We start from the raw sequence: 15,118 nt of genomic DNA on the forward strand, positions 1-15,118 counted from the left end.
GCTGAGACTACCTCATGGTTACTTGACATTTAAACATTCGCCTAGCGCCCAAAGGCTCATCCGATAGCCAAGTGCTATACTATTATTGTTCAAGCGCGGTCCGCGCATAAAAAAAGCCCGGTGAGTGGGGCAGGAACTCACCGAGCGGTTGTGCAAGCATAGCTCGCACATAACTCATTGTAGAAGTTTCGTTTAACGGGTCAATATAGCGGGTTAAAAAATTCTAAAAAAAGACCCATTTTTCCATGAAGCAATTTTTTGGGTATCAAAAAAATCGAACATCCCCCGTTAAGTTGGGTAGTATAACAAAAACTAATGAACCCCGTTCCATCGGTCATTTAGCTTTTTTCTTGCTGTTTTCCCGGGAATTTAGCGATTCTTCCATCCATAGACTCCACAATAACGCTTCCTGTTCATCCGGGTCTGCTCCTCTCCAGGATTCTTGTGCGGCAAAAGTTAATTCCAAGGATCTCGCTTCCAGATCCCCCCCAAGCGGGGTACCCACCCCTGATCCAAAGAAAGAATCAATCGGCGTATAGTCGCCATTTTCGATCAGGCCATTAAAGTCTCCATCCCCCAGAAAAAATCCCCCCGCGCCTCCCGTGGTAACCATTCCCAAATTGGAATCCACCGCGCCATAGTCGGTCCCATCGACCCGGCCGTCTAAATTGTAGTCGCCTGGATAGGTAAAGCGGACAATCACCTGATTAAAACCGGTCCCCGCGCTACTGTCCCCCAGCGTCAAATCGTAAAACGGATTGCCGATATCGCCAAAGCTGGCGTTCGCGTTATCGACAGGGATAATGACGCGCGTCCCCAGACTGTCCGCGACGGCGGAACTGCCAATGACCGGGACACCCGTCGAGCCGTTATAGTAGTTATCGAGCGCGGCGGTAATGACGGCCAGGGGATTGATCCCCAGGGGATCATAGGCCACGACCAAGTCGTTATCCGCCAGGTCCAATAAACTGTCGTTTGCCAGGGACAACTCTCCGTCAATCACGAACAACCCGGCTGCGGCCCCTTCGGCAATCCCGGTGACAACCGCATTTGCGCCCGCCAGCGTCAAATCTCTCGCGCGCAGACCGCGCGTGACCAGTTGCGCCGCGCCAAACACCGTCACATCTCCGCTGGTAGTCAAACCATTCGTTAAGGTGACTCCTCCCGCGGTAACAATCAAATCGCCCGAGGCGGCCAGGGGACCGTTAAGGGTCAAACTGCCCCCGCCAGCCACAGTTAATTCGCTAAATCCCAACAATGGCGGGACCGCGGCGCCGCCGGTTTGCACGGTTACACTTTCCCCTGAATTTAATAGCCACATGCTGGGATGGATCAATGCTGGCAAGGGACTTGCCAGGTTAATTGTCTGCACACCTCCACCGGGTATTTCAAAGGCGATCCAGGCTGGAATGGCCGGTCCCGCATTGGCGGCCAAAATCGCCGCCCGTAGCGATCCTACGCCGGCATCGTTGGTGTTAAGAACCGTATAACTGGGCGTGACAACGGTCACAGATGTCGTGTCATTAGCAGTGCCGCTGGTGGCCTGAACGGTAAACTGGCCCAGGCCCGCGCCCGCGGTAAGCAAACCCTGGCTATCAATGCTATTTCCCGCGCCGGTCACGCTCCATACCAGAGCGGGATTGAAGATCGGTTGGCCAAATTGGTCGCTTACCGCCGCGCTGTAGGCCAATTGCCCCCCCGCCGCGACGCTGGCATGATCGGGCGTGATGATCATTCCCGTGGGCGTTTGAACAACAGAAACTATGACCATGCTCGAGGCGGAAAGGGATCCCGCGTCGGTAACGTTAACTAAAAAAGCGTAATTCCCCGCCTGGGTAAATGTGGCGGTGGTCTGCTTGGCCAGATTGGTGCCGTTGACGCTAAATTGCACAGGCGCGGGTGGAGTGCCCAAGGTCGACCATGTGTAGGTTAAATTCGACTCTCCCCCGTCATCCGCCCCCAACACGTTTAGACTGGTGGTGGTTCCCGTTACGGGGTCGGGACTGGCATTGGCCGGATCGACGATCACGGGCACCTGATTTAAAGCGGTGGCCAAAAACGTTAAATCGTCAATTGCCAAACCCGGCGCGTTGACCCCGGGGGCTGGATTTTGCCAACGGATGACCAGGTTGGCGCCGGAGGCCCAGTTTAATCCCGTGACCGTGACGCTTTTCACCGCGCGATTCGCCGGGGAGTTGCCATCGAGCGCTCCGCTAGCTCCGTCCTGAATGATCGGAACTAAATTTCCCAAATTGTTCGAGATAAAACCCGTGTCATCCAGTCCCATGCCGCCAATTTTATATTCAAACACCAAATTGTTGTTTTCGCTAACGCCGGTGTTTTTACGCCATTGTTCCTCGGTAAAGGTCAATGTAAATCCGCCTAGGGTTTGGCCCGTCTGATTAGCAATGACCGCCCCATAACGGGGCGCGCTCGATCCACTGGTCACGGAACCCAACGCGCGGTCCATGACGGGATTGACTCCGGCCACTCCATAGCTATAAGTGCTGCCCGTGGTTGAAGCGCCCGCGTCCGTTCCAAACCGCGGCGTGCCGGTGTTGACGCTGGTATACCATCCCGCCAGACTGGCGGCGGCATTGATCGGCGCGGCGGTCAGGGCCACGGGAACCCCTCCCAGGACCGCGGCTGCGGAAATTACACTGGGTAGGCCATTAAAATTTTGAAAATAGGGAGTCCCCGCCGTTGTATAGGGAATCACCGCGCCTGCGGGAGCCGCCGTCAGGTTGATGTGGATCGACAGCAGGTTACTGGCGGTAACACCGTCATTTGCCAGCGCGGTCAATGTTGCGCTAGGTCCATTGCCGGGCGCGGTATAGGCCAGCGTGGCCAACGCGGCGTTCACGTCGGCTAGCGCGCCGCCAATGATCAAGAACGGGGTGCCGTTTCCAGTTACCGTCGCTCCCCCCGCAACCACGTTTAGTGTCCCCGCGGTCACGCCCAGCGTAACTGTTTGATTGTCGTTATCAGGGTCGGCAATACTGATCAGATTTGCGCCGGAAAGCTCCACGGTGGCATTGTAAACCGCGTTTATCCCCGCCGGACCGCTGACCACGGGCGAATCATTGGCCACGGGAAAGCTATAATCCGCCACTACGGGGAGATGATCGCTCACGGTGGTCAGTAAATTGAGCACCGTCGCGCGATTGGCCAGCCCCGGCAGAGCCGTGTTCATCGCGGCATCAATTTGCCCATTTAAACTGACCGAGCCATTGTTGCCAAACGCATGATAGCTATTTGATAGATATTCTAACCCCTGTCCATCGGTTAATTCGCTCGTGAATATCTGAAAGTCAAACCGATCATCCAGCCCGCCGCCGATCAATCCGCCAGGAGGCGAAATCGCCGGCGCTTGGGTCAGAAGCCCCACAAACACGCTATTGTTGCTCCAATTTCCCGTAGCGGAAAGCGGATCAAAGGCCTGTCCGTTACCAGGGGATAAGAACTCTTGGTAAGAGTCGTCCCCGCTGCCGTAAATGTTAAAATCCCCGGCATAAATGATATTGATCCCCTGGCCCAGGGCGTCGGCGTCGTCGCGGATTGCCTGCGCATCGACTAGGCGGCGGGCCTCGTCCGTGGTCGTGTTCCCCGACTTTAAATGGCTGTTATACAGGTAAAAGTCCGCGGAACCACCGGTCCCCACGGGCCGAAAGTGGTATCGTAATGTCTGCCGCGGGGCCCCATTGACATTCGGCGCGCCAACCGCCACTTCGCCTAGCAATTGCACTTTTTGACTGTTGTAGACCACCCCCTGGGTGTCGTCATTTCCCCCCGTGGACAGGCCATCCATATTTCCCCGGGCATAATGATTGCCGCCATACAGGGAATTAAGCAGGCTCACCACCGCTTGCGTGGTGATGGATTGCGACTGCACTTCTTGCAGGGCCAAAACATCAATTTGCTGGACCAGGCCATTTACCGACTCCAGGCCAATCCCCTGCAGAATGGTTTCCAACCCGCTCCGGGGGTTTCCCGCCAGGCTGGCAATATTGTAACTGACGATCCGCAGGCGGCCATTCGACGGCGGCACCAGGTTGATCGTGGTGGTCACCGTATTGCCGGTGGCGGTGCCGTCGTTTGCGTTAGCAGTCAAGGTGGCGGCGGTCCCGCTGGCCGGGGCGGTATACGACAACGTGGCCAGCGCGGCGTTGACCTGGGCAATAGTGCCGCTAACGATCAGGGCCGAAGTGCCATTGCCGCCAACGGACGCGCCCCCGGCGGTCAGGCTCAATGTCCCGGCCGTCACGGCTAAATTTGCCGTTAACGAACCACTGTCCGGGTCGCTCACGCTATATTGGTTGACCCCGGTGAGTTGCGTGGCCACGTTCAATTCGGCCAAAAAACTGGCTGGGCCGCTGGTAGCGGGAGGGGCGGTAGCGCCAGTCGCCGTCAAGCGAAAATCATCCACCGCCAAGCCATCATCCGCCCCGCTGGCGTTGGCATCGCTCCAGCGAAACCAGATTTGCGCGCCATTCGCCAAGCTCACCGTGGTAATGGTAACGCTCAGGAGGGCGCGATTGCCGCTGGCGTTGCCGTCCTTGGCCCCTACGGTCAGCGTGTTCGGCGTGACAAAATCCAGCGCATCCACATCGGTCCAGGCGCCGGAAGTCAAACTGGTGGCGTCGAGGCTATACTGAAAGTCCAACCGATCGGTGCGCCCCTCCGCCCCTAAACGCCACTGCTCTCCCGTGTACTCAATCGTCAGCGAGTTAAGCACCAATCCCGTGTTGTTTTGAATGTTGACGCCGATTGTAGGCGTCAGGTTTGTCGAAAGCAGCGTTCCCAGCGCGCGCTCATTGCCGCCGACATCACCATAACTATAGGTGTCGCCGGTATTGGAACCGCCGTTATTCGCCGTGTAGGTGGTGTTGGCGTTGGTGCCGCTTTCCACGAATGACCAGCCCGTGGGCAATAACACGGATGTGTCACTACTTGCCAAAGAGCCAAAATCCTCTTGATAGGCAACACCCGGGGTTGCGTAACTGACCGCGCTCTGATTGAGGCGCGGTTCGAGCGTTTCAAACCCGGGGGTTAAATGGCGCCGACGTAGAGGGGAATTTGCGGATCGCCGAAATCGCCAAGGATTTTGCGGCATACCGCCGGGGAAATAACTCATGGGACCAGCTTTCAATGTTGTCGCGCACGGGGGAGACAAGAGTGCAGGGAGTCGCCAGCAGAGGTTGAAAAGTCTCCCGCGAGAGGTTTTCACCCATTTTTCGCGGGAAATGCTGGCAATTCCGGGCAAATACGATGGCAGAGTCGAATTTGCCATCTTAGTTAATTTTTCCGTCCAGGGCAACGATTGGGCAAGCGACTAAATATAAAGATGAGGTAATACACGTAATGAGAATTTTTATATAAATCGGCTATACAGTACATATTGCTAACGCAAGTATACTCAATTTCCTTACCCGACTAGACTATGGTACACAGGGATGGCAAATTGGCGCAATTGCCGGGGTGTGCTGTGGTGTATTGATTAGGCAGCGTCGTGTGGAAGTGGTAGGAGTAGCTCAATACCGACGAGACGTCTGCTCTCGTCAAAGTCCAAGTAAACGTCTATGCCAGAGAAATCGGGAAGAAGGTCTCGCAGCCTACCAGTAGCGGCGACCGAACCCGGACTACCGAGATGGTCGGGGAGATATAGATAACCCACATCATTTCCCTGTCGTACGCTCAATTCAATTTATTCTTTTGTCATAGTTGTATGAAGCGATCGTACGACCAAGGTAACCCGGCGGGCGCGGGGAGTACTGAACTCCCAGAAAGTTTTCGTGCCTCGCCGTCTGCTGCTGCGCTTGGATCGGCGGTTATAGCGACTAAATCGATGTAGGTAACCTTAAAGAAATCAATATCCTTTCACCCTCGGTACTGTTGCAGCCGTACCAGTCATCACCGTCGGCTTCATTTGGCGCATTGCGAACAATAATACACCCGGCGGCGAGGAAGTACGATGGCCGGTGTAAGTTCCACGCGTACTCTCCTTTCAGCCACACCGGCTCCGTTTTCACACCTGCGTCGTTGAACAAAGCTCTCGTATTCGTCGATACGCCAAGAATCCGGGAACCGAACAGCAATTCCTGCAGTACAAAACTTACTAGGAAATGCGAGAGTGGATTGTCAAGTCGCCTCCACACCTTGAGGATTTCACGATGTGAACAGTTTTCACTTAACCATACTGGAGGATCAGTGCCGGTTCTCTCTGTTGCCGCCACCCATACACCCTGATTTTCCCAAACGAATACGAGCCTGCCGTCCATCAATTGCAGTGTCGGCGCGTATCCATTTTCCCGAATCGCGCAAAGCGTGTCCTGCATACAAAATCGGTTCGCAAAAGGTGTGGCCGAATTGTGACCCGGCCAACGACCTGCAAAGCAATAGAAACGTCGAAGGGGATCAGGCAACTCAATCGACTGAATTTCATCGACTGGAGAACCAAATTCCGGACGCCGCTGTTCGAGGAACTGCTGGAGAAATAGTTCCAGTCCGGCCATTCGCGCATCGGTACTAGTATTGGGTATGATGGGTTCCATCGTGAAGGGCAGCGACTACTTGTCGGATTAAGACGGCGTTCTCCAAGCCACGACAGCCTTGCATTAGGCCTACTTCTTGACATTTTTCCGGGCAAGGACCACCAAAGCGCGGAGGGCGGCATTGACGGATTCGGAATCGGGAAAAAACTCGGCCACGTCCGGCGATAAGACAATAATATTCGTACCCTCGGCATATCGCTGGGCATACTTCCCGCGAACTCCTTTGCTAAAGTCGTATTCATCTCGCATTTTAGGGGCTGATTTTTTCTTAACGGCCTTTTTCATAGTAATGTTTCTCCCCGCTGGACTCGGCCCGCGCACTGATTAACATTATTCGATCACGGTTTTTGCGCGAATCCCACTTTATTTGGACTTCGGTTGCGAGTCCTCCGCTGGGACGCGTTTTTCCTGGCACGAAATATCCAAATAAACTTTGCCGGCGGCATCGGTTGCGAGAACCCGCCATTCCTTGGTGTCTTTGTCCGGAAAACGGGTTATGGTGCGCATGCTCACACCCTGGGGCATTGTTGCCACACCTTCAAATGCTTGCGATTTGTCGTTCCAATGGATCGTAATATCGGTGCGGTTGCCCCCTGGCGACTGAAACATCGTGTAGTGAAACGCTTGTTCGCTTTGATCGTAATGCCAGATGCCCAGATGCTCGGAACCGCTCCCCGGCGCTTTGCGATCTTCCAGGAACCAGCCATCCATGATCCAGCGGGTGGTGGCGACATCCCCTTGACTGCGTACTTCCGCGGGAGACCATTCGGCTTTTTTGCTGACAAACGATTCGACCTTCCAAGTGCCCACGAGTGGTTCGAGGGCCTGTAGCTGCGCTGGCAACTTCGGGGGCTCCGCCGCCAAGACTAGGTTGGCCAGGCACATAAACATCACGGTAAAAACAGCGTGTGTGATTTTCATAAACGCTTTTCTGAATGGAAGGGGAATGAAGGTGGAAACTGGTGAATTAGCTGGGCTACCCGCTGGCCAAGGCCCCGCGTCCGGACAAGTCGCCGATCACTTGGCTAACACCCTCGTGATCCAAAAAGATCGGCACGTTGCCCGGTGCCAAAAGCACCGCCGCGGGGTGGAAACCGCCCACGGAGAATTGTCAACGGTTCAATGCCAACTTCGGTCTCTGGACTCCAGAAGATTACATGAAAATGGGGAGGGTTGTGATTATCTAATCGATTCGAATTGAAATTCCAAAGAAGCGATTCACTTCCGGCATGTTCGAACCTCAACTCTTTAACTCCGCTGATGATTAATTATCCGGACGACTAAGCTCAGCAGCGGCGGAGGCCGAGTGAGCTACTTGTCCCGAAGAGCTGACATGCCCCCGCCGACTGCTGCAGCGCCTGGTTCGGCGTCTGGGGTTAAGGCTGAAGCCGGGAGCGCAGAACGGCGATCTCTGCGTCGATGCCCTCGACAAACCCCTCGGCCTCCTGAAACTCCTCCAACCCGCGCACCGCCTCCAACTTCTGGATGGCGAGAGCCAGATGGCGATCCAAGTCGTCCACCGGCCAAATGTAGACACGCCCGAGTTGGACCAACAGGAATGCGGCCGCTCGAATCACGTCCGCGTCCTCCTCCGGGTCGCGATTGAGCGCGTCCTCGACGTGCTTGGCGAGGCCTGTGGCGTCGAACAGGTCGCCGAACCAGTCGGCGGCGCTGTCGTTGTCCCAAGCCGCCGTACCCCACGCGCCCATCAGAACCTCCGCGCCTCGTAAGGCTTTCCCCGTCCAACATTGCATTGTGCAGGCTTTTCGCTGGGATATTCGTAATATCCAGGTCAGCGACACAGCGATTTTCCTGTACAGTACTATCCTGAAAAACACCTGTCAAGCAACGCAAACGCCTGCAAGCACGGTTGTTATGAAAAATCTGGCAAGTTTACAAATTCGTTCTAACCAGTGAATAACCCGTACTCCTGCCAGCGGGTGCCCAGTGATAGCCCAATTGGCTGGCAGCGGAACTTGTTCCCTTGCCAACCGCCGGGGTAACCGCATTTCGGCGAAGGCGTGTTGCTTGGGCGTTCCACCGTGGCTAGAAAAACAGGCTAACGCCGCCGCTACGCGGCTCTGTTCGAAAATCAACTCGCAATCCCGGGGTTTGCACCCGCGGCTAGAATCCTGACGCCGCTGCGCGGCTGGGCGGAATTCACCTCCCAAATAAAACAACACGGCCGCAGAGCATGTGCTTTGCGGCCGTGATTACGTTTATATGGGCACTTATAATAGTTCCCATGCGATTATACGTGGTTAGCAGCATTCCCTAGTAAGGGAACGGTCCGGGGCAAGGAAACGGAGGGAATGGACGGGGGTACGGATACGGACGGGGATAGGGGAACGGATAGGGCCGGGGATACGGGAAGGGACGGGGATAATGTCCCCCCCATCCGCCACCATGCCCACCACCCCAACCTCCACCCCAGCCGCCGCCATGCCCACCCCAACCACCGCCATGATGGCCATGATGACCATGCCCACCGTATCCGCCCGCTTCGGCGGTGGAAGTCGCAAACAACGCCCCCACGGTTAAAACCACACAAACGGTCAAAATCTGCGCAAAACGTTTCATGGCAAAACTCCTCTGCCAAGAAGATTTAGGATTAAGAGCCGGTCCCAGTGACCCGCTCGTTCTAAACATCCCAGCGAAGGCCGAGCGGCGGAGCGGCAAGATTTCATCAAAAAGATGACACTCCCCGGCGGGGTCGGGAATCGTGGTCGCCAGCGCTTGGCAATTCCTTGTAAACCAGACTCGACCAGGATTCCCGTCCCCCCTGCGAAATGTCACCTCCAGGGGGTTCAGGAGTCTTCCGCGAACAGGCTTACCCGCAAAACACGTCCCCACTGCGTCCGACTCCCGACCCCGTGGCATAACACGTTTCGCCCTACCAGACCTATCCATTGCGGTAGCCAACCCGCGGCAACTTTTGGTAAATTAAGGGACTCACGACAACCCGACTAAAAAAAGCATTTTTTGGAGGAAATTCACAGCGATGGCAGCAACCGCAACCCGGACCAAACCAACCCGCGAACAATTGACGGCGGATCAAGTCCTGTGCGATTTTTGCACGGCCAAATGTTGCCGCTATTTTGCGTTGCCCATTGATAAGCCGACGGAGCGGCGCGATTTTGAGTTTTTACGCTGGTTCCTGTTACACGAGCATGCCACAGCCTTTACCGACGACGGGGTGTGGTATCTCTTGGTCCATACCACCTGCAAGCACCTGCTGGCGGACAACCGCTGCGGTATCTACGAGACCCGCCCCGAAATCTGCCGCGAATACACCACGGACAACTGCGAATACGAGGACGATTGGGTGTATGACCAATACTTTGAAACAGCGGAACAGGTGGAAGATTACATGGAGGCGGTGATCGGCAACCCTGATGGGCGGGTCCGCTCGCGCAAGCCGGCGTTGTTGCCGATTCTCAACTAATACCCCCTATTTTACGGAATATAGCGTCGGACTGTTGGCCGCGAACCGCATTTTGCTTGACCACGTTGATTTTGGCCCACCGGGGCCGCAAGAAAGTTTTATATCATGGCAAAAAAATCCCCACCCGCAAATCGCCCCCGCAAAGCAGCGGGGACCAAGCGCGGCGCGGCGCGCGAAACCGCCGCGTCCGCCCGCAAAACACCTGTCACCCTGAGCAAGCGGGATACCGCCACCATGGGCCAGATTCGCTCGTTGGCGGATGGCGTCGTCACCGCCGCCGAAAAGCGCCGCGAACCGCACCTGGATGTGCCGTCGCGCACATTATCCAACGTCAAATACAACAAGAGCCGCCGCTTTCTCGAGATGGGCTCCGCCACCAACCGCCGCCAGCTCTTTAACCTCAATCAGGCCAAAATTTATATGCAGTCCCTGCTGATCGCCAAGGGGAGCAAAAACCTGATCCAAGAGGGAAAAACGACCAGCCTGCGGGGGCTGTATTACATGCTCAAACACACCATCGCCGACACCAAGGAAGAAACTTTTAACGATCAATCGGAATCCGACACCATCATCGAGGATATGGAAGTCACGCTCAACGCCCTGCGCGAGGAACTGCACCTGTACGCGCAAAAGCGCGGCGAAATGGTGGGTAACATCGTCGTCACGGACAAAGGGGACGACATCGACTGCGCGCGAATGGGTTCCGGCGGTTACGGCATACCCAGCATCGTGGAGCCGGACGTGATTCAATTCAAAAAGTGCGATGCCAAGTTTATCCTGCATGTGGAAAAAGACACCGTCTGGCAGCGCTTTAACGAGGATAAATTTTGGAAAAAACATGGCTGCATCCTTACACACGGCGCGGGACAACCCCCCCGCGGCGTCCGCCGAATGCTCTATCGCCTGCACAACGAGCTGAAACTCCCGATTTATTGCGTGCTGGATAACGACCCCTGGGGGTATTACATTTACAGCGTCATCAAGCAAGGCTCCATCAATTTAGCGTACGAAAGCAAACGGATGGCCATTCCCGAGGCGCGGTTCCTGGGCCTGCGCTCCAGCGACTTTGAACGCTGCAAGTTGTCCAACAGCGTCAAAATTAATTTGAACGACCAGGACACCAAACGGGCCAAGCAAATCGCCAACTATCCCTGGTTCAAGGATAAAAAGCCGTGGCAAAAAGAGATCGAACTGATGTTAAAAAACGGCTTTAAACTGGAAGTGGAGTCCCTCATTAGCAAGGACATTAGCTACGTAACTGAAACTTACGTCCCCGAACGCCTGGAGGAACAAGAGTGGCTGGACTGAACGCGGAATGAAGAATGAAGAATTTAGAATGCAAAAGGGAATACCTGCAATATTCACCAGCAGCGTCAGCCAGAGACACCGCGACGATGCGGTTTCGGCTTAATGACACCTGTTACCTCCACCGCTAGGGCAGCGCCGTGGTAGACCGTGCCTCTTCACTCCCCTCAAAGAGGGCAAGTTCCTCATGGAGCCGCGAAATCAATTTACGGATGCCGGCCTTGGTAAATCCATTCTGTCCCACGGGATATTCCCGCTGAAGATTATCCAATCTGGTCTGCAAGTCCCGCAATTCCGACTGCGCTCGATCATATTCCGTTCGCGTGAGAATCATAGTATAACCTCTACAACACCCTTTCTGCGGTCATCGATTTCCCGGGTTCTAGTAAAGAATTCTACCCAATCCTCCCAGTCCCGTCGATTCTCAGCGGCAAAAATCTCTTCTGGATGCCGATTTATCAGCATTGTTTCCAATTCAAGTGCCTCGACTGATCCAGCGGCTATCTTCGCGGCATAGTCGTCTGGCAACCACACCACGGCATCAACGTCTTTTGGCTCGGCTTTGGCGGTTACAAAGCTGCCATCCACAAAGAAGCGCTGAGCGGAAATGGATCGTGCAAGTTCAATCCATCTCCGCAGACACAAAACCAGTCGCCGTCGCCGGGATGTCGAAGTTCCAAATCGAAATGTCACCTCACCTTCAGTTGCCAAGTGAATGCCTTCAGGCAAATACCCGTCTTGTCGAAAGTCTGGAATCATGTGTGATCAATCCAATTTTGTTGCCAAACAAACAAACTGACCAATGGGGTAGTATCTATTGAGGGAATTATACTTATACTAATTGCAAGTAATCATAGCGCGGTTTTTACCCAGTTTACCATGGGATTCCGCAACTCCGTGGGAGTAGGAGTTCACTGGTTTTGTTCTTTTTCCCAGGGTTGTTCGCTGCGCTCCAACCCGTGGGCTTTGTTACAGAACCGCGTTGCGGTAGAAAAGTACCGCGAAGCGTTCATGGAATTCAGCCCAGGGTTGCCGCGCAGCGGCTAGCCTGGGAACACGACTAACGACAAAAGACAAAGAGCAAGATAAAAGCTAAAAGGCTAAAGTAGAATAACCCGTAAAATATGTTCCAAGCATTACCTTCTCTACAACAGTCATCGCAGCGTAATTCATAACTACTACCTCGCCCGACAATCATGTTGATTGGCTGCAGATGCTCCGCGCAGCTCATTTTCCCGCACTTTTGACAGCGAGTCGTGGCGGGACGCTTGCACGTATAGCAATTTGGCGTACTTAGGCCAGATTTACGCCCCGGTCCAGGATGCCCACACCTTGGGCAGGCTTCTGCCAGTCGCGAGATCTCTTGCCCGCATTCCCCGCAGCTTACTAGCGCCATGCCCCGCTCCCCTGGGGTAAATCCCGCCTGTTATTTTTTTTGCGCCACCACCGGGCAATAGTGCCGCTCTGTGGAGCGTGGGCTGTTGCTGGCTGCATGTTGCCATTTGCCCACCCGCTGCAAGACCGCCGCGCTGCCAAACACCAGCCCGCAGTACAACAAATCCCCCTGCAGCATCCAGCGATAAAATGGAACCGCCGCCGCATAACATTCTAGTAAGCCAGCCAGTGAATCCTCGTAGGCGTTCCCCCGGCGAATCAGCCACACGGCAAAATTTGTTACCACATAAAAAAGCGTCGAACTGGCCACACTGGCCAAAATGATAGAGGCGGTAAATTTTATACCGTGACCCGCGCCCAGGTTTGCATTTTTGGACGTATTACTACCCGTTATCAGCCAAGTTCCCCAAAATGCCGGCGCTACAAAGCAGACATACACGGCCAACATTTCCACCCTACTGCTGTAGTCGGCCAAAAACAGATTGCTGACCGCCAGGATCACGCAGGGGAGCAGCACCGCCATCCACCGTTGCGCAAAAAGTGCCGCCGCAAAAAGGGTGACCGCCGCAATCGGCGTAACATTCCATTGGGGCTGAAAAATGCGCCCTAACACGCCCAAGAGGGCCAGCGCCGCAAAAATCGACCATGTGGCGGGAATATTGGCGTTGAGGCGGGCAGGGGGCAGCATGCTGGACAACTCCCGGGAAGATGCAAATTAAGGAAAAGCCGTCGATTTGATCACGTTGTTCCCATTCTTACCGATAGCCCAGCAGCGAACAAGACCAAGCCTGGCAAAACAGGGAACACACATAGCCCGGCAAATTTAGGCAATTTGCGTGGCTGATTTATATGCCCAATGATTGCCGTGGACGCTTTTTCCGCGGCTGTTGCTGGGTCTGGGAATTTTCAGGGTTTAATTCATGGTTTGCCGGAACTTGGGCCATTGGCACACCGGCTGACTCATGAGCTACTTGTCGCGGGGGAGTTTCCTCGTCCACGACCAGATGAAGCTCTTCGTCGCTGACGATCCAGCCACGGCATTTTTCGGCTTGGCAACCGCAAGGAATGGCATGGTCCGCCGGCCAAGCATAATCAATTAACAATTCTCCCCCCGCCGGGATCGTGCGGGTCGCTTGGACAAACAGCTTATCCAGGCAATGCTCTTGGCCGGGCTGGATGGTAGCTGGATCGTAATAGATCAGTTCGCAGTTAGGGAGACAGCTATGGTTTAAAAAACGGAACGGCTCCCGCGGTTCCAGGGTCTGCCCATTCCCCAATTCCATGCAATACCTGGACGTATAGTCCGGGTCCAGGACGACTTGTCCGTGGACTTCGCCAATGACCTGTCCTTTGCGAATTTTTTTGGTGGCAAAGACTCCCTGGCCAAATTCTGCCGGACGGACCTGTACCGGCGGTTCCTTGCGCTTCATAAAATCCTGGCGACCGTGCGGTCGTTCCCATATGCCTATGCCAAGTTGTAAAAAACGAACGCGCGTGTTGGGCTATGCGTTTTAGTGTATGATCGCGCTGATCGTCAAGTGAGTTCCGCTAGCAATGATATTTTGCGCGGCAAACCCATGACGGTTTCACTGAATCATTCACCACTGTGCAAAATAAATGCCGTATGCAATTCAATGCGCCGAGCAAAACTCTTGACATAAAAAAAACCCGCACAACCCGAATTGAGTCGGGAAAATGCGGGTTTTTGTGAAGTGGTCAGAGCCGGGATCGAACCGGCGACACATGGATTTTCAGTCCGAATGTATTCCGATGATAAATCCGCTCTAAGTAATTCCCCCGTAGGGACTTGTGAAAACGACGGTGAAAATCAGGAAAACGAATTTTCACTAAATCGTTCACTAAACAGGGGAAGCAAGCCCAGTGGAACTACGCCCGCGGGGACAAGCAACCCAGGGCCAGAGGGAGACCTGGACGCGGTCATGCAAGCATGGCCGACCCTGCCCCCAGGCATCCGAAAAAAGATTCTCAAACTGGCCCAGGCGGGTCAGCACAACGACACAACCCGTGGGCATGTTGTCCGCGGGCGTTAGTTTCCCCTTTGCCCTCAGGGCAGAAAGTGAGCGTGAACGATGTCAGATACCCAGAACATTGCCGACCTTTGGCAAGCGAACCTCGATTTGCTGCGGGAACGGAACCCCAAATTATCGGTGGGCCAGGCGGTCGCCAAGCTTGTGAAAGAGCAACCGCTTTTGCATCAACAATTTTTGGCGGCGGCAAACGCCCGGCAGGGGGCACGGCACGAAAAGCCCGGCACCAAGGCCAAGCCCGCCCAAGTGGCATGGGAATCGGCACTTGAGGCATTAACCGACAAAGGCATGCCGCGAGCACGGGCAACGGCACATCTGGCAAAAACCCGACCCGAACTGAGAAGTGCTTACGTGGCGGAACACAACGAACAAGC

Annotated in this window: 15 protein-coding genes; 3 read left to right on the forward strand and 12 right to left on the reverse strand. The window is 54.9% G+C overall.

Annotated elements, in window-relative coordinates; translation table 11 throughout:
• Nucleotides 1-334: 334 nt before the first annotated feature.
• From SFX18_20010 to SFX18_20045, 8 genes are all read right to left on the reverse strand, one after another.
• On the reverse strand, nucleotides 335-4,936 hold the full coding sequence (locus SFX18_20010; protein MDX1965441.1) for a hypothetical protein: 4,602 nt from the start codon (nucleotides 4,934-4,936) through the stop codon (nucleotides 335-337).
• A gap of 100 nt (nucleotides 4,937-5,036) precedes the next feature.
• Nucleotides 5,037-5,231, reverse strand: coding sequence for a hypothetical protein (locus SFX18_20015; protein MDX1965442.1), 195 nt, complete (start codon nucleotides 5,229-5,231; stop codon nucleotides 5,037-5,039).
• A gap of 606 nt (nucleotides 5,232-5,837) precedes the next feature.
• Nucleotides 5,838-6,512 carry a hypothetical protein gene (locus SFX18_20020; GenBank protein MDX1965443.1) on the reverse strand — a complete coding sequence of 225 codons (675 nt, stop codon included), beginning with the start codon at nucleotides 6,510-6,512 and terminating at the stop codon, nucleotides 5,838-5,840.
• 108 nt (nucleotides 6,513-6,620) lie between these two features.
• Nucleotides 6,621-6,836, reverse strand: coding sequence for a hypothetical protein (locus SFX18_20025; protein MDX1965444.1), 216 nt, complete (start codon nucleotides 6,834-6,836; stop codon nucleotides 6,621-6,623).
• A 78-nt stretch (nucleotides 6,837-6,914) separates the two neighbouring features.
• Nucleotides 6,915-7,472 carry a hypothetical protein gene (locus tag SFX18_20030; protein ID MDX1965445.1) on the reverse strand — a complete coding sequence of 186 codons (558 nt, stop codon included), beginning with the start codon at nucleotides 7,470-7,472 and terminating at the stop codon, nucleotides 6,915-6,917.
• Between the two features lie 55 nt (nucleotides 7,473-7,527).
• A complete protein-coding gene (locus SFX18_20035; protein MDX1965446.1) occupies nucleotides 7,528-7,653 on the reverse strand; it encodes a hypothetical protein in 126 nt (41 codons plus the stop codon).
• 274 nt (nucleotides 7,654-7,927) lie between these two features.
• Nucleotides 7,928-8,260 (reverse strand): DUF4259 domain-containing protein, encoded by a 333-nt coding sequence (locus SFX18_20040; protein MDX1965447.1) that lies wholly within the window; start codon nucleotides 8,258-8,260, stop codon nucleotides 7,928-7,930.
• A 565-nt stretch (nucleotides 8,261-8,825) separates the two neighbouring features.
• Entirely contained in the window at nucleotides 8,826-9,131 is a 306-nt protein-coding gene (locus SFX18_20045; GenBank protein ID MDX1965448.1) for a hypothetical protein, read from the reverse strand.
• A 421-nt stretch (nucleotides 9,132-9,552) separates the two neighbouring features.
• Between SFX18_20045 and SFX18_20050 the strand changes: the two genes are divergently transcribed.
• Both SFX18_20050 and SFX18_20055 read left to right on the forward strand, forming a co-directional pair.
• The gene (locus tag SFX18_20050) at nucleotides 9,553-9,996 is read left to right on the forward strand and encodes a YkgJ family cysteine cluster protein (GenBank protein ID MDX1965449.1); all 444 of its coding nucleotides are present in this window, start codon (nucleotides 9,553-9,555) and stop codon (nucleotides 9,994-9,996) included.
• A 105-nt stretch (nucleotides 9,997-10,101) separates the two neighbouring features.
• Complete coding sequence (locus tag SFX18_20055) at nucleotides 10,102-11,304, forward strand: DNA topoisomerase IV subunit A (protein MDX1965450.1); 1,203 nt, start codon at nucleotides 10,102-10,104, stop codon at nucleotides 11,302-11,304.
• A 124-nt stretch (nucleotides 11,305-11,428) separates the two neighbouring features.
• On the opposite strand, the gene SFX18_20060 is transcribed toward SFX18_20055, so the two are convergent.
• The 4 genes from SFX18_20060 to SFX18_20075 form a co-directional block, all read right to left on the reverse strand.
• Nucleotides 11,429-11,635, reverse strand: coding sequence for a hypothetical protein (locus SFX18_20060; GenBank protein ID MDX1965451.1), 207 nt, complete (start codon nucleotides 11,633-11,635; stop codon nucleotides 11,429-11,431).
• On the reverse strand, nucleotides 11,632-12,060 hold the full coding sequence (locus tag SFX18_20065; GenBank protein ID MDX1965452.1) for a hypothetical protein: 429 nt from the start codon (nucleotides 12,058-12,060) through the stop codon (nucleotides 11,632-11,634). Before SFX18_20065 ends, SFX18_20060 begins: the two co-directional genes overlap by 4 nt.
• Nucleotides 12,061-12,727: 667 nt before the next feature.
• Nucleotides 12,728-13,384 (reverse strand): DUF6580 family putative transport protein, encoded by a 657-nt coding sequence (locus tag SFX18_20070; GenBank protein MDX1965453.1) that lies wholly within the window; start codon nucleotides 13,382-13,384, stop codon nucleotides 12,728-12,730.
• A gap of 157 nt (nucleotides 13,385-13,541) precedes the next feature.
• Nucleotides 13,542-14,126, reverse strand: a complete 585-nt coding sequence (locus tag SFX18_20075) for an SET domain-containing protein (protein ID MDX1965454.1) — start codon at nucleotides 14,124-14,126, stop codon at nucleotides 13,542-13,544.
• A gap of 660 nt (nucleotides 14,127-14,786) precedes the next feature.
• On the opposite strand from SFX18_20075, the gene SFX18_20080 reads away from it, so the two are divergent.
• Nucleotides 14,787-15,118 (forward strand): hypothetical protein (locus tag SFX18_20080; protein ID MDX1965455.1); only part of this gene is annotated, 332 nt, incomplete at its 3' end.

It is taken from the genome of Pirellulales bacterium (genome assembly GCA_033762255.1).
Taxonomy (GTDB): domain Bacteria; phylum Planctomycetota; class Planctomycetia; order Pirellulales; family JALHPA01; genus JANRLT01.

What these genes read in the sequence shown, in the direction of transcription:
- SFX18_20015 (MDX1965442.1), bottom strand. Translation starts at nt 5,231, where the DNA reads ATGGGTGAAAACCTCTCGCGGGAGACTTTTCAACCTCTGCTGGCGACT.
- SFX18_20020 (MDX1965443.1), bottom strand. Translation starts at nt 6,512, where the DNA reads ATGGCCGGACTGGAACTATTTCTCCAGCAGTTCCTCGAACAGCGGCGT.
- SFX18_20025 (MDX1965444.1), bottom strand. Translation starts at nt 6,836, where the DNA reads ATGAAAAAGGCCGTTAAGAAAAAATCAGCCCCTAAAATGCGAGATGAA.
- SFX18_20030 (MDX1965445.1), bottom strand. Translation starts at nt 7,472, where the DNA reads ATGAAAATCACACACGCTGTTTTTACCGTGATGTTTATGTGCCTGGCC.
- SFX18_20040 (MDX1965447.1), bottom strand. Translation starts at nt 8,260, where the DNA reads ATGGGCGCGTGGGGTACGGCGGCTTGGGACAACGACAGCGCCGCCGAC.
- SFX18_20045 (MDX1965448.1), bottom strand. Translation starts at nt 9,131, where the DNA reads ATGAAACGTTTTGCGCAGATTTTGACCGTTTGTGTGGTTTTAACCGTG.
- SFX18_20050 (MDX1965449.1), top strand. Translation starts at nt 9,553, where the DNA reads ATGGCAGCAACCGCAACCCGGACCAAACCAACCCGCGAACAATTGACG.
- SFX18_20055 (MDX1965450.1), top strand. Translation starts at nt 10,102, where the DNA reads ATGGCAAAAAAATCCCCACCCGCAAATCGCCCCCGCAAAGCAGCGGGG.
- SFX18_20060 (MDX1965451.1), bottom strand. Translation starts at nt 11,635, where the DNA reads ATGATTCTCACGCGAACGGAATATGATCGAGCGCAGTCGGAATTGCGG.
- SFX18_20065 (MDX1965452.1), bottom strand. Translation starts at nt 12,060, where the DNA reads ATGATTCCAGACTTTCGACAAGACGGGTATTTGCCTGAAGGCATTCAC.
- SFX18_20070 (MDX1965453.1), bottom strand. Translation starts at nt 13,384, where the DNA reads ATGCTGCCCCCTGCCCGCCTCAACGCCAATATTCCCGCCACATGGTCG.
- SFX18_20075 (MDX1965454.1), bottom strand. Translation starts at nt 14,126, where the DNA reads ATGAAGCGCAAGGAACCGCCGGTACAGGTCCGTCCGGCAGAATTTGGC.